The following is a 19192-nucleotide window of genomic DNA, read 5'->3' as shown; positions in this document are numbered from 1 at the left end:
CCCCGGGCGCGTAACTGGTCCCCGGAACCATATTATGGGCGCGCCCTGCGCCAGCAACCCGAACCCGACGTAACGATGCAGACCCGCCTTCTTGTCCCGGACGATCAGGGCCTGGCCGAGGCCAGCGCGCTGCTGGCGCGGGGCGAACTGGTCGCCATGCCGACCGAGACGGTCTATGGTCTGGCGGGCGACGCCCGCGACGGCCGGGCGGTCGCCCGCATCTACGAGGCCAAGGGCCGGCCAAGCTTCAACCCGCTGATCGCGCACCTGCCCGACCTGGAGGCGGCCGAACGCATCGCGGTGCTGGACGATGCCGCGCGCGACCTGGCCGATGCCTTCTGGCCGGGCGCGCTGACGCTGGTGCGGCCGCTGCGGCCCGGGTCGGGCATCGCGCCCCTGGTGACGGCGGGGCTGGACACGGTGGCGATCCGGGTGCCGGCGCATCCCGTGGCGCAGGCGCTGCTGCGCCGCTTCGGCGGGCCCCTGGCGGCGCCCTCGGCCAACCCCTCGGGACGGATCAGCGCGACCACGGCGGCGCATGTGGCCGATCCCGTCACGGGCCTTGGCGGGCGCATCGCGGCCGTGCTGGACGCGGGCGCCTGCCCGGTCGGGGTGGAATCGACGATCATCGGCTGGCAGGACGGCCGGCCCGTGCTGCTGCGCCCCGGCGGCCTGCCCGCCGAGGCGATCGCCGCCGCGCTGGGTGGGCGCGGCGGCCACTCCCCGGCTGGACCCCGCGGGCCGAATGCCCGGGCCAGCTGACCAGCCATTACGCCACGCGCGCCAGCCTGCGGCTGAACGCCACTGCGGCGCGCCCGGGCGAGCTGCTGATCGGCATGGCCCCGTTGCCGGAGCGATGAGCCTGAGCGAGGGGGCCGACCTGGCCGAGGCGGCGGCGCGGCTGTTCGAGCTGCTGCACCAGGCCGATGCCCAGGGTCGGCCCATCGCCGTCGCGCCGGTGCCCGAAACGGGCCTCGGCGCCGCGATCAACGACCGGCTGCGGCGGGCGGCGGCGCCGCGCTAGGGCGGGTTCAGGCGTGGCCGGCGTTCGGCGACAGCGCCAGCGGGTCGATCCCCATGCCCATCAGCGCCGCGCGCCACTTGGCGGCATTGTCGGTGCCAAAGATGATCTCATCGTACTGGTCCGAGGTCAGCCAGCCATTGTCCAGGATCTCGCTGTCAAGCTGCCCCGGCCCCCAGCCCGCGTAACCCAGGGCCAGCATCGCCGGCTGCGGGCCGCGCCCCTGGGCGAAATCCTCGAGGATGTCGCGGGTCGTGGACATGGCCAGCGTCGCGCCGATGCGCATCCGGTTCTCGCCCAACTCGGTGCCCTCGGAGACGCGGTGCAGCACGAAGCCGCGCCCCGGCTCCACCGGGCCGCCGAAGCGGACGGGAATGTCCATCGCATCGGGGCCGGCGTCGATTCCAAGCTGCGCCAGAAGGTCCGAAAACCCCACGTCGGGCATCGCGCGATTCACCACCAGCCCCATCGCCCCTTCGTCGGAATGGGCGCAGACCAGGATCACGGAATGCTCGAAACGCGGATCGCGCATGCCGGGCATGGCGATCAGCAGCTTGCCGGTCAGATTGCTGGAAGGGTGCACGGGAACTCCTTTACGCTTGCAACAAAGATCGGCGCAGAGGACCGTTTTCGCAAGACCCTGCCGGATTTGTGACTTCACCCCCGCCCCCGGGGGCGCCTATGAATGCAGCATGAAAGCCCTTGCCCTGCTGCTCCTCATACCCTGTTCCGCCCTGGCCCAGGATGTCCCGCCCCCCGGCCTTGCCTCGGCCGAGCTGATGGCGGGCTGGGTCACGCCCCAGGGGCACCGCATGACCGCCCTGCGCCTGCGGCTGGAGCCGGGATGGAAGACCTATTGGCGCAGCCCCGGCGATGCGGGCGTGCCGCCGCGCTTCGACTGGGGACAGTCGCAGAACCTGGGCCGGGTGGATCTGCACTGGCCGCGCCCCGAAGCCTTTGAATCGGGCGGAGAGCGCACCTTGGGCTATCACGACGAACTGGTCCTGCCGATCGAGGTCGCGCCGCAGGATCCGGCACGGCCGGTCGTCCTGCATGCCCGGGTCGATTTCGGCCTGTGCGACGACATCTGCGTTCCGGCCGAGGTGGCCTTGCGGGCGCCGCCCCCCGGTCCCGGCCCCGACCCGGTGATCCAGGCCGCGCTGGAGCGGATGCCGGATCAGGCCCCAGACCAGCCGCCCTGCCGGATCGAGCCCATCGCGACGGGATGCGCGTCACCGCCCGGTTCGACGCGACGGCCCCCGAGGTTGCGATGGAGCTTGAGGGAGAGCCGGGGGGCGCCCCGGTCTGGGTGTCGCAGCCCGAACTGTCGCGGCAGGGCGATATCCTGACCGCCGAGGCCGATTTCGTGGCCGAGACCGGCAAGCCCTTTGCGCTGGACCCTGCGGACCTGCGCCTGACCCTGATCGCCCCGGACACGGCGGTCGAATACCGCGGCTGCACGCCCGGCTAGGGCTCGAGCCGCGCCGCGATGGACAGAAGGTCGGCCCAGGCCTCGCGCTGGCCAGCGGCGTGCGCAGCAGATAGGCGGGATGGGCCATCGGCAGGGTGGGCAGGCCGAAGGCTTCGGTCCACTGGCCGCGCAGCTTCAGGATGCCCTGCCGGTTCAGCGCGGCCATGCAGGGCGTGTTACCCATGAGCACCAGCAGGTCGGGCTGGATCAGCTCCACATGGCGGCGCAGGAACGGCAGCATCATCGCCATCTCGGCCGCCTCGGGGCGGCGGTTGCCCGGCGGCCGCCAGGGAAGCACATTGGTGATGTAAAGCGCGCGCTCGGCATCGACGGCCTGACGCGACAGGCCGATGGCGCCGAACATCAGGTCCAGAAGCTGGCCCGCGCGCCCGACGAAGGGCCGGCCCTGGCGGTCCTCCTCCTCGCCCGGGGCCTCGCCGATGATCATCACGCGGGCGCCCGGATTGCCGTCGGCGAAGCAGAAGTTGCGCGCCCCCTTTTTCAGGTCGATGCCGTCGAAGGCCTCTTGCGCGGCGGCAAGCTCGGCCAGGGTCCGGGCGCCGGCGGCCATCGCCTCGGCCAGGGCGGCGTGGTCCTGGGCCGGATCCTCGGGCAAGGCCAGGGGGGCCTGAACGGCCGCCGCCGGCGCGGGGGGCGCGGCGCGGTCGGGCATGTCGTAGCGGTCGATGGGGGCGTCCAGGCATGGCTCGTCCGCGCCCAGCTCGGCCTGCCATTGCAGAAGAGCCAGCGCGGTTTCCGCGTCGAGCGCGAATCCCCGATAGGTCGGATCGGCCGTCATGCGCGCAAGCTAGGGCGCGCGGCCGTCCCGGGCAAGGCGCATCGCATTTGGCGCCGGCCTTTGCGCCGGGGGCTTGAACTTGACGCAGCGGGACGCCCCGGATAGGCGATCTTGCGAAACGCCAGCTGCACAAGAGGATGCCTGAGATGACCACCCATTCCCTGCTGATCCTGCCCGGCGACGGCATCGGTCCCGAAGTCATGGCCGAGGTGCGCAAGGTCATCGGCTGGTTCCAGACGAACAAGGGCATCGCCTTTGACGTCAGCGAGGATCTGGTGGGCGGCGCCGCCTATGACAAGCACGGCAAGCCCCTGGCGGACGAGACGATGGAAAAGGCCCAGGCCGTCGATGCGGTCCTGCTGGGCGCCGTGGGCGGGCCGAAATACGACAACCTGGATTTCAGCGTCAAACCCGAGCGCGGCCTGCTGCGCCTGCGCAAGGAGATGGACCTTTACGCCAACCTGCGCCCGGCGCAATGCTTCGACGCGCTGGCCGATTTTTCGTCGCTGAAGCGCGAGGTGGTGGCGGGCCTCGACATCCTGATCGTGCGCGAACTGACCTCGGGCGTCTATTTCGGCGAGCCGCGCGGCATCCACGCCGATGACAACAACCCCGAGAACGAGGGCGGCCGCGTCGGACAAGGCCTATGCCGCTGGCTTCGTGGCCGATCTGCGCGGGGCCTGCGTCACTCCGCATGTCACCCAAAAAGCGCGGCATTCGGCAATCGACGGACGAACCACTCGACACAAGGGCTATGCCTTGTCCGAGGAAGTCCAGTGGGTGCATGACAACGAATATCCCGAGGTCGAACTGTCGCACATGTATGCCGACAACGGCGCCATGCAGCTGGTGCGCAATCCGCGCCAGTTCGACGTGATCGTGACCGACAACCTGTTCGGCGACATTCTGTCCGACGCGGCGGCGATGCTGACCGGCAGCCTTGGCATGCTGCCCTCGGCCAGCCTTGGCGCGCCGATGGCGAACGGCCGGCCCAAGGCGTTGTATGAACCCGTGCACGGCTCGGCCCCCGACATCGCGGGGCAGGGCAAGGCCAACCCGATCGCTGCATCCTGAGCTTTGCCATGTGCCTGCGTTACTCCTTCGACCTGGGGGCCGAGGCCGACCTGCTGGAGCGCGCGGTCGAGAAGGTGCTGGCCGACGGCGTGCGCACCGCCGACCTGATGGGGGCCGAGGGCGGCACCCCGGTGTCCACCGCACAGATGGGCGACCGCATCGTCGAGGCGCTGGCGGCGCTGTGATCCGCCCCGGCGCCGGTCCTCGGGCAGGGGCCTGCGCCGGAAAGCGGCCTTGCATTTGCGCCTGTCCGGCGCGGCTATCTGAATGGGGGATGTGATGGCGGTCGATCCAGACGGTTTCCTTCGACGCCTTTTCCGCGCGGCAGTTGAGAGCGCCGATCCGGCGCGGGTTCTGGCGCGGCATCTGCCGGAGCGGCCTCGGGGCCGGGTGGTCGTGGTGGGGGCGGGCAAGTCCGCCGCCGCCATGGCCCGTGCGGTCGAGGCGGAATGGCCCGACGTGACCGGCGTGGTCGTGACCCGCTACGGCCACGCCGTGCCGACACGCAGCATCGAGGTCATCGAGGCCGCCCATCCCGTTCCCGACCAGGCGGGGGCCGAGGCCGCGCAGCGCATCCTGGCGGCGGTGCGGGGGCTCGGGCCCGACGATCTGGTGCTGGCGCTGGTCCGGGCGGCGGCTCGGCGCTGATGACGGCGCCGGCGCCGGGCCTGACGCTGGACGACAAGATGCAGGTGAACCGGCTGCTGCTGGCCTCGGGGGCGCCGATCTCGGTCATGAACCGGGTGCGGCGCAGGCTGTCCTCGGTCAAGGGCGGGCGGCTGGCGCTGGCAGCGGCCCCGGCAAGGGTGGTGACGCTGGCGATCTCGGACGTGCCGGGCGACGATCCGCTGGCCATCGCCTCGGGGCCGACGGTCTGGGACCCCGAGGCGGGGTCTGATCTGTCAGACGTTGTGGCGCTGCTTGGTCCCGACTTGCCCGAGGCGGCGCGGCGCCTGCTGCTGCAAGCGCCCGCGCCCCTGCCGGAATTCCAGGCCGATTACCGGCTGATCGCGACGCCCCTGATGGCGCTCGAGGCGGCGGCTGCGGTGGCGCGGGCCGAGGGCGTGACGCCCCTGATCCTGGGCGACGCGATCGAGGGCGAGGCGTCTGCCGCCGGACAGGTCATGGCCGGGATCGCGCGTTCGGCCGCCCTGCACGGGCTGCCGGTCGGAGCGCCGGCGGTGCTGCTGTCGGGGGGCGAGACGACCGTGACTATCGGTTCGGCCAAGCCCGGCAAGGGTGGGCGGAATACCGAGTTCCTGCTGGCCTTGGCCGTGGCGCTGGATGGCCAGCCGGGCATCCACGCGCTGTCGGGCGACACCGACGGCATCGACGGGTCCGAGGATGCGGCGGGCGCCATCGTCACCCCCGACACGCTGGCCCGGGCCCGTGCGGCGGGGCTTGATCCGCGCGCGATGCTGGCCGGGCACGACAGCTACAGCCTGTTGGCGCGGATAGGCGATCTGGTCAGCACCGGGCCCACCCTGACCAACGTCAACGACTTCAGGGCGGTCCTGGTCGGGTAAGGGGGGCCGGGGTTTTTCCATGCTTGACGGCATCCGCCGCAAATTCTATGGAAGCGCAGGCACAGGGGTTTAGCTCAGTTGGTAGAGCATCGGTCTCCAAAACCGAGGGTCGTGGGTTCGAGTCCCCCAACCCCTGCCAGCCGGTTTTCCGTCGCAGGATGATCCCCGCACCGTGAAACCCGGAGCCGAAACCAGGACATGGCCCTGACGATCCATCTTGGCGCGCACAAGACCGCCTCGACCCATCTGCAGCAATCGCTGAAAGTCGCGCGGGATGCGCTGCAGGCCGGCGGCGTGTCCTTGGCCGACCCCTCGATGCTGCGCGACGAGGGGCCGATTCCCCTGGCGCAGGCCCTGGCCGAAGGGCCGGGGCGCGCGGGCGACAAGGCCAGCCGCGAGGCGCTGGCGCGGTTGCGCGACGCCTGCCCGCATCTGCTGATCTCCGAGGAAAACATCCTGGGCGGCACCGCCCGGGGCAAGCTGTTTTCGCCCCGGGGGCTGATCTATCCCTTTGCGGTGCGGCGGGTGCGCCAGGTCATCGCCCTTGCAGGGGGCGGGCCCGCGACGCTGTTCCTGGGTCTGCGCTTCCCGCGCTTTCTGGTCTCGGCCTTTGCGCTGCAACTGTCCTTCGGCAACGAGATCGTGCTGTCGGACTATCTGGGCGGCCGCAACCCGGCGCGGCTGGGCTGGGCCGGGCTGGTCCGCCGCCTGGCCGAGATCCCCGAGGTCGCGCGGCTGGTCGTCTGGCGCTACGAGGATTATGCCGCGCTGCGCCCGCAGATCCTGGCGCGGATGCTGCCGCAGGATCTGGCCCGGGCCGTGCCGGACCCGGCGCCCGCCAACGAAAGCCTGACCCAGCCGGGCTATCTCTGGTTCCGGCGTCAGGCCATGGCCGACAGCGACGCCGACCTGCGCATCCTGGTGCAGCGCGCGCGGCGGCGCTTTCCCCGCTCGGCCGGCCATCCGCCGCTGCGGCTGCTTGGCGAGGCGGTCCATGCCCGGTCGCAGGCGTTCTATGCCGCCGAGATCCAGCGCCTGCGCGCCCTGCCGAAGGTCGAGTTCCTGGAGCCGGCCGCGCGCCGCGACCAAGACGACGCTTGAAATGGGGGCGTCCCCGGGCTAGATGACGCGCTGCAAGACCGAAGGGATCGTCATGGCCAACCCCGTCCAGTTCATCAGCCAGGTGCGCGCCGAAGTCGGCAAGATCAGCTGGCCCACCCGCCGCGAGGTCATCACGACCACGATCATGGTCTTTGTCATGGCGACGCTGGCCTCGATCTTCTTCTTCCTGGTGGACCTGGCGATCAAGTCCGGCCTGTCGGGAATCCTGCACCTGGTCGGCTAAGGGCTTGCATCGAACGCCATCCGGGGGTATGTCCGCCCGACCTGCCCGAAACGCGGCGTGCATCGATTCGGTCGTGCGCGCCGATTTCAATTTGGGCCGAAAGCATCGGCCCTGATCCGGATGACGGACCGGGCAGCGTGGAAATTCAAGGGTCTGGCGCAAGCCCGACGGGAAGAACAGGGGTCGATCGAGACATGGCAAAGCGTTGGTATTCGGTCAGCGTCCTGTCGAACTTCGAAAAGAAGGTCGCCGAGGCGATTCGGCAGGCGGCCGTCGAAAAGGGTCTGGAAGAGCAGATCGACGAGGTCCTGGTCCCCACCGAAGAGGTGATCGAGATTCGTCGCGGCAAGAAGGTAACGTCGGAACGGCGCTTCATGCCGGGCTATGTGCTGGTGCACATGGACCTGTCGGACCGGACCTATCACCTGGTGAACTCGATCAATCGCGTCACCGGCTTCCTGGGCGCCCAGGGCAAGCCGATGCCGATGCGCGACGACGAGGTGAACGCCATCCTGCACCGCTCGGGCGAGGGTGGGGCCGAGGTCGCGCCGCGCAACCTGATCCGGTTCGACGTGGGCGAAAAGGTGAATGTGACCGACGGCCCCTTCGAGGGCTTCTCGGGCATGGTCGAGGAAGTGGACGAGGTGGCAAGCCGCATCAAGGTCACGGTCTCGATCTTCGGCCGGCCGACGCCGGTCGAACTGGAGTTCACGCAGGTCGCCAAGACCGCGTGATTGTTCGCGGGAGGCTGCGTCCCCCAAGGGGCAAGGCCGCAACCGCTAAGTCGGCCCGAACCCGGGCGTGATGATAAGGAGAAGGCCAGATGGCCAAGAAAGTTGTCGGCAGCCTCAAGCTGCAAGTCAAGGCGGGTCAGGCGAACCCGTCCCCGCCGATCGGGCCCGCCCTGGGCCAGCGCGGCATCAACATCATGGAATTCTGCAAGGCGTTCAACGCGCGCTCGCAGGAAATGGAAGCCGGCTCGCCGGTTCCGGTCGTGATCACCTATTACGCCGACAAGTCCTTCACCTTCGAGATGAAGACGCCCCCGGCCTCGTTCCTGCTGAAGAAGGCCGCTGGCCTGAAGCCGGTCGGCAGCGCAACCGCGCCAAGGGTTCGGACAAGCCCGGTCGCACGACCGCCGGCACCGTGACCGCCAAGCAGGTGCGCGAGATCGCCGAAGCCAAGATGAAGGACCTGTCCGCGAACGACATCGAAGCCGCGATGCAGATCATCCTCGGCTCGGCCCGTTCCATCGGCATCGAGGTGAAAGGCTAAGTCATGGCTAAGATTTCCAAGAACAAGGCCGCCGCCCGCGCCGCTTTCGCCGGCAAGTCGAACCTGCCCATCGAGGAAGCCGTGGCGCTGGTCAAGGCCAACACCAAGGCCAAGTTCGACGAGACGGTCGAGATCGCGATGAACCTGGGCGTCGACCCGCGCCACGCCGACCAGATGGTCCGCGGCGTCGTGACCCTGCCCAACGGCACCGGCAAGCACGTTCGCGTGGCCGTCTTTGCCCGTGGCGCCAAGGCCGATGAAGCCAAGGCTGCCGGCGCCGAGATCGTGGGTGCCGAGGACCTGATGGAAACCATCCAGTCCGGCAAGATCGAATTCGACCGCTGCATCGCCACCCCGGACATGATGCCGCTGGTCGGCCGTCTGGGCAAGATCCTGGGCCCGCGCAACCTGATGCCGAACCCCAAGGTCGGCACCGTGACGATGGACGTGAAGGCGGCCGTCGAAGCTGCCAAGGGCGGTGAAGTGCAGTTCAAGGCCGAGAAGGCGGGCGTCGTGCACGCCGGCGTCGGCAAGGCCTCGTTCGACGCCGCCAAGCTGGTCGAGAACATCCGCGCCTTCGTCGATGCGGTGAACCGCGCGAAGCCCTCGGGCGCCAAGGGTACCTATGTCAAGAAGGTCTCGATCAGCTCGACCATGGGTCCGGGCGTGTCGCTGGACCTGACCTCGACCGCCGCGCAGTAAGCGGCAAGAATTTCGCCGGGAGCGATCCCGGCGGATGGCGGGGCAGCGATGCCCCGTCCTGTCCGAGACGGAGGGTGCCGACCCGATACGCTATCTGGCCGGCTTAATGTCCTTCCCGAGACGGGATCAAGACCATTTTCCGGGCTCGCTCCGGGGGATCTTGGGACTGTCACGGACCCGTTCCTGCCGCTGTTCTGGCGACAGGAAAGTGAGAGCCGGGGGGAAACCCCCATACTTGGAGTGAAACCGTGGATAGAGCGCAGAAAGAGCAGTTGGTCGAGGAACTCGGCCAGATCTTCGAAGCCTCTGGCGTCGTGGTGGTTGCCCACTACGAGGGAATGACGGTTGCCCAGATGCAGGACCTGCGCGCGCAGATGCGCGAAGCTGGCGGGTCCGTACGCGTTGCCAAGAACAGGCTCGCCAAGATCGCCCTGGATGGAAAGCCTTGCGCCAGCATCGCCGACTATCTGACGGGCATGACCGTGCTCGCCTTCTCCGAGGACCCCGTGGCTGCGGCCAAGGTCGCGGACAAGTACGCCAAGGGCAACGACAAGTTCGTGATCCTGGGCGGTGCGATGGGCGACACGGCGCTTGACCCTGCCGGTGTGAAAGCCGTGGCCCAGATGCCGTCGCGCGAGGAGCTTATCGCTTCGATCGTGTCCTGCATCGGTGCCCCTGCTGCCAACATCGCGGGCGCGATTGGCGCTCCTGCTTCCAACATCGCGGGCATCCTCTCGACTCTGGAAGAGCGCGAGGCCGCCTGAGGCAATCCCCATTCCCGCGTGGGGTTGAAACCCCGACGTTGGAACACTTAATGGAAAGAACGGAAAAATGGCTGACCTGAAACAACTCGCCGAACAAATCGTGGGCCTGACCCTGCTGGAAGCCCAGGAACTGAAAACCATCCTGAAAGACGAATACGGCATCGAGCCGGCCGCCGGTGGCGCCGTCATGATGGCCGGTCCGGCCGCCGGTGGCGCTGCTGAAGCCGCCGAGGAAAAGACCGAGTTTGACGTCGTCCTGACCGACGCCGGCGCGAACAAGATCAACGTGATCAAGGAAGTTCGCGGCATCACCGGCCTGGGCCTGAAAGAAGCCAAGGACCTGGTCGAAGCTGGTGGCAAGGTCAAGGAAGGCGTGTCCAAGGCCGACGCCGAGGAAATGAAGAAGAAGCTCGAAGCGGCTGGTGCCAAGGTCGAGCTGAAGTAATCCGGGCCGCACCGCATGGTGCTGTCCGATTAGTTTCGGAACGAAACAGGCAGGGTCCGGGGCTTTCCCGGTCCCTGCCGAACCTGTCTTGAAGGACGGTTTGCCCATCAGACCTTCCTTCAGGGCATGTTCGGGGTTCGGGAGCCGCGCGGTGGGACGGGCGGCACGAATGGAACCCCACCCCTCATTCGCCGCCTTGCGCCGGTCGGGCCCCGACGGCCGCTGCAAGCGAAAGACGAAAGGTAAGACCCCTGATGGCGCAAGCTTATGTCGGCCAGAAACGCATCCGGCGTTACTATGGCAATATCCGCGAAGTTCTTGAGATGCCGAACCTCATCGAGGTTCAGAAATCGTCCTATGACCTGTTCCTGCGGTCGGGCGAGGCCGAGGGCCACCAGGATGGCGAAGGCATTCAGGGCGTGTTCCAGTCGGTGTTCCCGATCAAGGACTTCAACGAGACGGCGACGCTGGAATTCGTGAAATACGAACTCGAGCGCCCGAAATACGACGTGGACGAATGCCAGGCGCGCGACATGACCTATGCCGCGCCGCTGAAGGTCACGCTGCGCCTGATCGTGTTCGATGTCGACGAGACCACCGGCGCCAAGTCGGTCAAGGACATCAAGGAACAGGACGTCTACATGGGCGACATGCCCCTGATGACGCAGAACGGGACGTTCATCGTGAACGGGACCGAGCGGGTCGTCGTCAGCCAGATGCACCGCAGCCCCGGCGTGTTCTTCGACCATGACCGCGGCAAGACGCACAGCTCGGGCAAGCTGCTGTTCGCCTGCCGGATCATCCCCTATCGCGGCTCGTGGCTGGACTTCGAATTCGACGCCAAGGACCTGGGTTCGCGCGCATCGACCGCCGTCGCAAGCTGCCGGTGACGACGCTGCTTTACGCCCTGGGCATGGACCAGGAGGGCATCATGGATGCCTTCCACGACCCGCAGGACTACAAGCTGCAGCGCGCGGCGGGGCAGGACCAGTCTGAATCACCCGCTCATGCCTGGGCGTGCGCGATCGTCCGAGCATGGCCTGGTGAACGCCGAGACCGGCGAGATCATCACCAAGGCCGGCGACAAGGTGACGCCGCGCCTGGTCAAGCAGCTGGCCGAGCAGGGCGACATCAACCTGCTTCTGCCCTTCGACAAGATCGTCGGCCGCTTTGTCGCGAAAGACATCATCAACGAAAAGACCGGCCTGATCTATGCCGAGGCGGGCGACGAGATCACCGCCGAATACGACCGCGACGGCGAACTGGCGGGCGGTCTGCTGAAGGTGCTGCTGGACAACGGCATCGAGGAGGTCCCGGTGCTGGACATCGACCATGTCAACGTCGGTCCCTACATCCGCAACACCATGGCCGCCGACAAGAACATGAACCGCGAAGGCGCGCTGATGGACATCTACCGGGTCATGCGCCCGGGCGAGCCGCCGACCGTCGAGGCGGCCTCCACCCTGTTCAACAGCCTGTTCTTCGATAGCGAGCGCTATGACCTCTCGGCCGTCGGCCGGGTCAAGATGAACATGCGCCTGGACCTTGACGCGCCGGACACCCAGCGCACGCTGCGTCACGAAGACATCATCGCCTGTATTCGCGGGCTGGTGGAACTGCGCGACGGCAAGGGCGAGATCGACGACATCGACCACCTGGGCAACCGCCGGGTGCGCTCGGTCGGCGAGTTGATGGAGAACCAGTACCGCATCGGCTTGCTGCGCATGGAGCGCGCGATCCGCGAGCGCATGTCGGGCGTCGAGATCGACACCGTGATGCCGCAGGACCTGATCAACGCCAAGCCCGCCGCGGCCGCGGTGCGCGAGTTCTTCGGCAGCTCGCAGCTGTCGCAGTTCATGGACCAGACCAACCCGCTGTCCGAGGTGACGCACAAGCGCCGCCTGTCGGCGCTTGGCCCGGGCGGTCTGACCCGCGAGCGCGCCGGCTTCGAGGTGCGCGACGTTCACCCGACCCATTATGGCCGGATGTGTCCGATCGAGACGCCGGAAGGCCAGAACATCGGCCTGATCAACTCGCTGGCCACCTTTGCCCGCGTGAACAAGTACGGCTTCATCGAGACCCCCTATCGCAAGGTCATCGAGGGCAAGGTCACCGACGACGTGGTCTACATGTCCGCGACCGAGGAGATGCGCCACACCATCGCCCAGGCGAACGCCACCCTGGACGAGGAAGGCAGGTTCGTGGACGAACTGATCTCGACCCGGCAGGCGGGCGACTTCATGCTGAACCCGGTCGATGCCGTCGATCTGATCGACGTCTCGCCCAAGCAGCTGGTGTCGGTCGCCGCGGCGCTGATCCCGTTCCTGGAAAACGACGACGCCAACCGCGCGTTGATGGGCTCGAACATGCAGCGTCAGGCGGTTCCGCTGCTGCGGGCCGAGGCGCCCTTCGTCGGCACCGGCATGGAAGCGACCGTGGCGCGCGACTCGGGTGCGGCCATCATGGCGCGCCGAGGCGGCATCATCGACCAGGTCGACGCGCAGCGGATCGTTATCCGCGCGACCGAGGATCTGGGCGCGGGCGACGCGGGCGTGGACATCTATCGTCTGCGCAAGTTCAAGCGTTCGAACCAGTCCTCGACCATCAACCAGCGCCCGCTGGTCAAGGTGGGCGACAAGGTGGTCAAGGGCCAGGTCGTGGCCGACGGTCCGTCGACGGACCAGGGAGAACTGGCGATCGGCCGCAACGTGGTCGTGGCCTTCATGCCCTGGAACGGCTACAACTATGAGGACTCGATCCTGATTTCCGAGCGGATCCACCGCGACGACGTGTTCACCTCGATCCATATCGACGAATACGAAGTGGCGGCCCGCGACACGAAGCTGGGCCCGGAGGAGATCACCCGCGACATCCCCAACGTCGGCGAGGAAGCGCTGCGCAACCTCGACGAGGCCGGCATCGTCTATATCGGCGCCGAAGTCGGTCCGGGCGACATCCTGGTGGGCAAGATCACGCCCAAGGGCGAAAGCCCGATGACGCCCGAGGAAAAGCTGCTGCGCGCGATCTTTGGTGAAAAGGCCAGCGACGTGCGCGACACTTCGCTGCGTCTGCCGCCGGGTGCCTATGGCACCATCGTCGAGGTCCGGGTGTTCAACCGCCACGGCGTCGACAAGGACGAGCGCGCCCTGCAGATCGAGCGCGAGGAAGTCGAGCGCTTGGCGCGCGACCGCGACGACGAATTGGCGATCCTGGAGCGCAACATCTATGCGCGCCTGAAGTCGCTGATCCTGGGCAAGGAGATCGTCAAGGGGCCGAAGGGCATCCGCGCCGGCGTCACCGTCGACGAGGATGTGCTGGGTCAGCTGTCGCGCGGGCAGTGGTGGCAGCTTGCGGTCGCCGAGGAGGAAACCGCCAAGGAGGTCGAGGCGCTGAACCAGCAGTTCGACAGCCTCAAGCGCGCGCTGGACAACCGCTTCGAGGACAAGGTCGAAAAGGTCCGTCAGGGCGACGACCTGCCCCCGGGCGTGATGAAGATGGTCAAGGTCTTCGTCGCCGTGAAGCGCAAGCTGCAGGCGGGCGACAAGATGGCCGGTCGTCACGGCAACAAGGGTGTCGTGTCCAAGGTGGTCCCGATCGAGGACATGCCCTTCCTGGCGGATGGCACCCCGGTCGACCTGGTCCTGAACCCGCTGGGCGTGCCGTCGCGCATGAACGTCGGGCAGATCCTGGAAACCCACATGGGCTGGGCGTCGCGCGGCCTTGGCATCAAGATCGACGAGGCGCTTCAGGACTATCGCCGCAATGGCGACATGGCCCCGGTGCGCGAGGCGATGAAGATCGGCTATGGCGACGAGTTCTATGCCGAGACCTTCTCGGACATGGATGACGAAACCCTGATCGAGCATGCCGATGCCGTGCGCGGCGGCGTTCCGATCGCCACGCCCGTCTTTGACGGCGCCAAGGAAGGCGACGTGAACGACGCGCTGCGCCGGGCGGGCTTCGACACCTCGGGCCAGTCCATCGTCTTTGATGGTCGCACCGGCGAGCAGTTCGCCCGCCCGGTCACCGTCGGGATGAAATACGTCCTGAAGCTGCACCACCTTGTCGACGACAAGATGCATGCCCGTTCGACCGGCCCCTACAGCCTCGTGACCCAGCAGCCGCTGGGCGGCAAGGCGCAGTTCGGCGGTCAGCGTCTGGGTGAGATGGAGGTCTGGGCGCTGGAAGCCTATGGCGCCGCCTATACCCTGCAGGAGATGCTGACGGTCAAGTCGGACGACGTGGCCGGCCGGACCAAGGTCTATGAAAGCATCGTCAAGGGCGAGGACAACTTCGAGGCCGGCGTGCCGGAATCGTTCAACGTGCTGGTCAAGGAGGTCCGGGGTCTGGGCCTCAACATGGAACTCCTGGATGCCGAGGATGACGAGTGAGGGCGCGCCAGCGCCCCACTTCGCCCCTTTGCGCCCCTAGTCAGGAATAGAAAATGAACCAGGAACTTGCCCATAATCCGCTGAACCCGCTGGCTGCGCCGCGGCAGTTCGACGAAATCAAGATCTCGCTGGCCTCGCCCGAGGAAATCCTCGCCTGGTCTTATGGCGAGGTGAAGAAGCCCGAGACCATCAACTACCGCACGTTCAAGCCCGAGCGTGACGGTCTGTTCTGCGCGCGCATCTTCGGTCCGATCAAGGACTACGAATGTCTGTGCGGCAAGTACAAGCGCATGAAGTATCGCGGCCTGGTCTGCGAGAAATGCGGCGTCGAGGTCACCCTGCAGAAGGTCCGGCGCGAGCGCATGGGCCATATCGAACTGGCCGCCCCGGTCGCGCATATCTGGTTCCTGAAGTCGCTGCCCTCGCGCATCGGCCTGATGCTGGACATGACGCTGCGCGATCTGGAACGCATCCTGTACTTTGAAAACTACGTCGTGATCGAGCCGGGTCTGACGGACCTGTCCTATGGTCAGCTGCTGACCGAGGAGGAGTTCCTGGACGCCCAGGACCAGTACGGCGCCGACGCCTTCACCGCCAATATCGGCGCCGAGGCGATCCGCGAGATGCTGGCCAACATCGACCTGGCCGCCACCGCCGAGCAGCTGCGCGAGGAGCTGAAGGAGGCAACCGGCGAACTGAAGCCCAAGAAGATCATCAAGCGGCTGAAGATCGTCGAGTCGTTCCTCGAGTCGGGCAACCGGCCCGAGTGGATGGTACTGACCGTCATTCCGGTCATCCCGCCGGAACTGCGCCCGCTGGTGCCGCTGGACGGCGGCCGCTTCGCGACCTCGGACCTGAACGACCTGTATCGCCGCGTCATCAACCGCAACAACCGCCTGAAGCGGCTGATCGAGCTGCGCGCGCCCGACATCATCGTGCGCAACGAAAAGCGGATGCTGCAGGAGTCGGTCGATGCGCTGTTCGACAACGGCCGCCGCGGCCGCGTCATCACCGGCAACAACAAGCGCCCGCTGAAATCGCTCTCGGACATGCTGAAGGGCAAGCAGGGTCGTTTCCGCCAGAACCTTCTGGGGAAACGGGTCGACTTCTCGGGCCGTTCGGTCATCGTGACCGGGCCGGAGCTGAAGCTGCACCAGTGTGGTCTGCCGAAGAAGATGGCGCTCGAGCTGTTCAAGCCGTTCATCTATTCGCGGCTCGAGGCGAAGGGGCTGTCGTCCACCGTCAAGCAGGCCAAGAAGCTGGTCGAAAAGGAACGTCCCGAGGTCTGGGACATCCTGGACGAGGTGATCCGCGAGCATCCGGTCCTGCTGAACCGCGCGCCGACGCTGCACCGCCTGGGCATCCAGGCCTTCGAGCCGATCCTGATCGAGGGCAAGGCGATCCAGCTGCACCCGCTGGTCTGCTCGGCCTTCAACGCCGACTTCGACGGCGACCAGATGGCCGTGCACGTCCCGCTTTCGCTGGAAGCCCAGCTTGAGGCCCGCGTCCTGATGATGTCGACGAACAACGTTCTGTCGCCCGCCAACGGCGCGCCGATCATCGTGCCGTCGCAGGACATGGTTCTGGGTCTGTACTACACGACCATGGAACGCGAAGGGATGAAGGGCGAGGGCATGGTGTTCACCAACCTCGAGGAAGTCGAGCACGCGCTCGCCTCGGGTTCGGTGCACCTGCATGCCAGGATCACCGCGCGCCTGCCCCAGATCGACGAGAACGGCAACGAGGTCATCAAGCGCTTCGAAACCACGCCGGGCCGCCTGCGGCTGGGCGCGCTGCTGCCCAAGAACGCCAAGGCGCCCTTCGAGCTGGTGAACCGCCTGCTGCGCAAGAAGGACATCCAGAACGTCATCGACACCGTCTATCGCTACTGCGGTCAGAAAGAGTCGGTGATCTTCTGCGACCAGATCATGGGCCTGGGCTTCCGCGAGGCGTTCCGCGCCGGCATTTCCTTCGGCAAGGACGACATGGTCGTGCCGCCGCGAAATGGGAGCTGGTCGAGGAGACCCAGGACCAGGTGAAGTCCTTGAGCAGCAGTACCTGGACGGCTTGATCACCCAGGGCGAGAAATACAACAAGGTCGTCGACGCCTGGTCCAAGTGCAACGACCGCGTGACCGACGCCATGATGAAGACCATCTCGGCCACCAAGAAGGACGAGAACGGGGCGGAGCTCGAGCCGAACTCGGTCTATATGATGGCGCACTCGGGTGCCCGGGGTTCGGTCAGCCAGATGAAGCAGCTGGGCGGCATGCGCGGCCTGATGGCCAAGCCGAACGGCGAGATCATCGAGACGCCGATCATCTCGAACTTCAAGGAAGGCCTGACCGTTCTTGAATACTTCAACTCGACCCACGGTGCCCGGAAGGGCCTGTCGGACACGGCGTTGAAGACGGCGAACTCGGGCTACCTGACCCGCCGCCTGGTCGACGTGGCGCAGGACTGCATCATCCGCGAACATGACTGCGGCACCGACCGGGCGATCACCGCCTCGGCCGCGGTCAACGATGGCGAGGTGGTCAGCCCGCTGTCGGAACGCATTCTGGGCCGCGTCGCGGCCGAGGATGTCCTGGTTCCCGGCGAGGATGTGGTGATCGTTCGCAAGAACGAGCTGATCGACGAGCGCAAGGCCGACGAGATCGAGCAGGCGGGCGTGCAGAACGTGCGCATCCGCTCGGCCCTGACCTGCGAATCCGAGGACGGGATCTGCGCGCTCTGCTATGGCCGCGACCTGGCGCGCGGCACGCTGGTCAACATCGGCGAGGCGGTGGGCATCATCGCGGCGCAGTCGATCGGCGAGCCGGGCACCCAGCTGACGATGCGGACCTTCCACATCGGCGGCATCGCGCAGGGTGGCCAGCAGTCCTTCATCGCCGCGGCGCAGGAAGGCACGGTGGCTTTCGAGAACGAAAGCACGCTGGAAAACGCCAATGGTGAGCTGATCGTGATGAGCCGCAACATGCAGCTGCACATCAAGTCGGCAACCGGCGACACCCTGGCCAGCCACAAGCTGTTCTACGGCTCGAAACTGTTCGTGCGCGACGGCGATGCGGTCACGCGCGGTCAGAAGATGTTCGAATGGGACCCCTATACCCTGCCGATCATCGCCGAGAAGGCGGGTGTGGCGAAATACGTCGACCTGTTCACCGGGCTTTCCGTCCGGGACGAGACCGACGATGCCACCGGCATGACGCAGAAGATCGTCACGGACTGGCGCTCGGCCCCCAAGGGCAACGAGCTGAAGCCCGAGATCATCATCGTCGATGCCGATGGCGAGCCGGTGCGGAACGAACAGGGCAACCCGGTCACCTATCCGATGTCGGTCGACGCGATTCTGTCGGTCGAGGACGGGCAGGAGATCAAGGCCGGTGACGTGGTGGCGCGGATCCCGCGCGAAGGCGCCAAGACCAAGGACATCACCGGGGGTCTGCCCCGCGTGGCGGAACTGTTCGAGGCCCGTCGTCCCAAGGATCACGCGATCATCGCCGAACTGGATGGCTATGTGCGCTTTGGCAAGGACTACAAGAACAAGCGCCGCATCACCATCGAGCCCGCCGACGACACGCTGGATGCCGTCGAATACATGGTGCCGAAAGGCAAGCACATCCCGGTGCAGGAAGGCGACTTCGTGCAGAAGGGTGACTACATCATGGACGGCAACCCGGCGCCGCACGACATCCTGCGCATCATGGGGATCGAGGCCCTGGCCGACTATCTCATCGACGAGGTGCAGGACGTCTATCGACTGCAGGGCGTGAAGATCAACGACAAGCACATCGAGGTGATCGTTCGCCAGATGCTGCAGAAGATCGAGATCCTCGACAGCGGCGACACCACGCTGCTGAAGGGCGAGCACGTCGATCGCGACGAGTTCGAGGAAGAAAACGCCAAGATCGAAGCCAAGGGCGGCCGTCCGGCTGCGGGCGAGCCGGTGCTTCTGGGCATCACCAAGGCGAGCCTGCAGACCCGCAGCTTCATTTCGGCCGCGTCCTTCCAGGAAACGACCCGCGTGCTGACCGAGCCGCCGTGCAGGGCAAGCGCGACAAGCTGGTGGGGCTGAAGGAAAACGTCATCGTCGGCCGGCTGATCCCGGCCGGGACCGGTGGCGCCACCGCCCGCATCAAGCGGATCGCGACCGAGCGCGACAACGAGGTGATCGAGGCCCGCCGGGCCGAGGCCGAGGCCGCCGCCGCGCTGATCGCGCCCGAGGAGTCCTCGGCCGAGCAGGCCGGCGAGTGATCGCCCCGACATGATCGAAAGGCCCGGGTGCGCAGCCCGGGCCTTTTTTCATGGCGTGCCCACGGGTGGCACGGTTCCATGGGTATTTGGAAAACGGTGAACTGCCGAGGCCTTGCGTGGTGG

Annotated in this window: 9 protein-coding genes, 1 tRNA gene and 8 pseudogenes; 16 read left to right on the top strand and 2 right to left on the bottom strand. The window is 66.9% G+C overall.

What is annotated here, in order from left to right:
- The first annotated feature begins 75 nt into the window (after nucleotides 1-75).
- Nucleotides 76-1024 (top strand): annotated as a pseudogene (locus DPM13_RS06250) (L-threonylcarbamoyladenylate synthase).
- Nucleotides 1025-1031: 7 nt separating this feature from the next.
- Here DPM13_RS06250 and DPM13_RS06245 read toward each other — a convergent pair.
- Nucleotides 1032-1604: a YqgE/AlgH family protein gene (locus DPM13_RS06245; RefSeq protein WP_112887655.1), complete on the bottom strand. Its 573-nt coding sequence runs from the start codon at nucleotides 1602-1604 to the stop codon at nucleotides 1032-1034.
- Nucleotides 1605-1713: 109 nt separating this feature from the next.
- On the opposite strand from DPM13_RS06245, the gene DPM13_RS06240 reads away from it, so the two are divergent.
- Complete coding sequence (locus DPM13_RS06240) at nucleotides 1714-2370, top strand: protein-disulfide reductase DsbD domain-containing protein (protein ID WP_223252387.1); 657 nt, start codon at nucleotides 1714-1716, stop codon at nucleotides 2368-2370.
- Nucleotides 2331-2492, top strand: a complete 162-nt coding sequence (locus DPM13_RS22355) for a hypothetical protein (protein ID WP_223252386.1) — start codon at nucleotides 2331-2333, stop codon at nucleotides 2490-2492. The genes DPM13_RS06240 and DPM13_RS22355 overlap by 40 nt, the downstream gene beginning before the upstream one ends.
- Here the strand turns inward: DPM13_RS22355 and DPM13_RS06235 are convergent.
- Nucleotides 2489-3291 (bottom strand): annotated as a pseudogene (locus DPM13_RS06235) (uracil-DNA glycosylase). The gene DPM13_RS22355 and the pseudogene DPM13_RS06235 overlap by 4 nt on opposite strands.
- A gap of 146 nt (nucleotides 3292-3437) precedes the next feature.
- On the opposite strand from DPM13_RS06235, the pseudogene DPM13_RS24920 reads away from it, so the two are divergent.
- The 13 genes and pseudogenes from DPM13_RS24920 to rpoC form a co-directional block, all read left to right on the top strand.
- A pseudogene (locus DPM13_RS24920) lies at nucleotides 3438-3891 on the top strand (isocitrate/isopropylmalate family dehydrogenase); the annotation flags it as partial.
- A gap of 36 nt (nucleotides 3892-3927) precedes the next feature.
- A pseudogene (locus DPM13_RS24910) lies at nucleotides 3928-4550 on the top strand (isocitrate/isopropylmalate family dehydrogenase); the annotation flags it as partial.
- Between the two features lie 94 nt (nucleotides 4551-4644).
- Nucleotides 4645-5891, top strand: a pseudogene (locus tag DPM13_RS06215) (glycerate kinase type-2 family protein).
- A 63-nt stretch (nucleotides 5892-5954) separates the two neighbouring features.
- Nucleotides 5955-6030: transfer RNA gene (locus tag DPM13_RS06210), tRNA-Trp, on the top strand.
- Between the two features lie 59 nt (nucleotides 6031-6089).
- Nucleotides 6090-6992 (top strand): hypothetical protein, encoded by a 903-nt coding sequence (locus tag DPM13_RS06205; RefSeq protein WP_112887654.1) that lies wholly within the window; start codon nucleotides 6090-6092, stop codon nucleotides 6990-6992.
- Between the two features lie 22 nt (nucleotides 6993-7014).
- A complete protein-coding gene (secE, locus tag DPM13_RS06200) occupies nucleotides 7015-7236 on the top strand; it encodes a preprotein translocase subunit SecE (protein ID WP_223252385.1) in 222 nt (73 codons plus the stop codon).
- Between the two features lie 194 nt (nucleotides 7237-7430).
- Nucleotides 7431-7970, top strand: a complete 540-nt coding sequence (gene nusG, locus DPM13_RS06195; RefSeq protein WP_028718465.1) for a transcription termination/antitermination protein NusG — start codon at nucleotides 7431-7433, stop codon at nucleotides 7968-7970.
- An 89-nt stretch (nucleotides 7971-8059) separates the two neighbouring features.
- Nucleotides 8060-8511 (top strand): annotated as a pseudogene (rplK, locus tag DPM13_RS06190) (50S ribosomal protein L11).
- Nucleotides 8512-8514: 3 nt separating this feature from the next.
- Nucleotides 8515-9213, top strand: a complete 699-nt coding sequence (gene rplA / locus DPM13_RS06185; protein WP_028718463.1) for a 50S ribosomal protein L1 — start codon at nucleotides 8515-8517, stop codon at nucleotides 9211-9213.
- Nucleotides 9214-9461: 248 nt separating this feature from the next.
- Nucleotides 9462-9977 (top strand): 50S ribosomal protein L10, encoded by a 516-nt coding sequence (rplJ, locus tag DPM13_RS06180; protein ID WP_028718462.1) that lies wholly within the window; start codon nucleotides 9462-9464, stop codon nucleotides 9975-9977.
- 67 nt (nucleotides 9978-10044) lie between these two features.
- The gene (rplL, locus tag DPM13_RS06175) at nucleotides 10045-10422 is read left to right on the top strand and encodes a 50S ribosomal protein L7/L12 (RefSeq protein ID WP_028718461.1); all 378 of its coding nucleotides are present in this window, start codon (nucleotides 10045-10047) and stop codon (nucleotides 10420-10422) included.
- 254 nt (nucleotides 10423-10676) lie between these two features.
- Nucleotides 10677-14813: pseudogene (gene rpoB, locus DPM13_RS06170) on the top strand (DNA-directed RNA polymerase subunit beta).
- Nucleotides 14814-14866: 53 nt separating this feature from the next.
- Nucleotides 14867-19069 (top strand): annotated as a pseudogene (gene rpoC, locus DPM13_RS27625) (DNA-directed RNA polymerase subunit beta').
- Nucleotides 19070-19192 lie beyond the last annotated feature (123 nt).

The sequence above is a fragment of the Paracoccus mutanolyticus genome, from assembly GCF_003285265.1.
GTDB lineage: Bacteria > Pseudomonadota > Alphaproteobacteria > Rhodobacterales > Rhodobacteraceae > Paracoccus > Paracoccus yeei.
This window is presented reverse-complemented; position numbering and strand designations above follow the sequence as displayed.

What these genes read in the sequence shown, in the direction of transcription:
- rplL (WP_028718461.1), top strand. Translation starts at nt 10,045, where the DNA reads ATGGCTGACCTGAAACAACTCGCCGAACAAATCGTGGGCCTGACCCTG.
- DPM13_RS06240 (WP_223252387.1), top strand. Translation starts at nt 1,714, where the DNA reads ATGAAAGCCCTTGCCCTGCTGCTCCTCATACCCTGTTCCGCCCTGGCC.
- nusG (WP_028718465.1), top strand. Translation starts at nt 7,431, where the DNA reads ATGGCAAAGCGTTGGTATTCGGTCAGCGTCCTGTCGAACTTCGAAAAG.
- rplA (WP_028718463.1), top strand. Translation starts at nt 8,515, where the DNA reads ATGGCTAAGATTTCCAAGAACAAGGCCGCCGCCCGCGCCGCTTTCGCC.
- DPM13_RS06205 (WP_112887654.1), top strand. Translation starts at nt 6,090, where the DNA reads ATGGCCCTGACGATCCATCTTGGCGCGCACAAGACCGCCTCGACCCAT.
- secE (WP_223252385.1), top strand. Translation starts at nt 7,015, where the DNA reads ATGACGCGCTGCAAGACCGAAGGGATCGTCATGGCCAACCCCGTCCAG.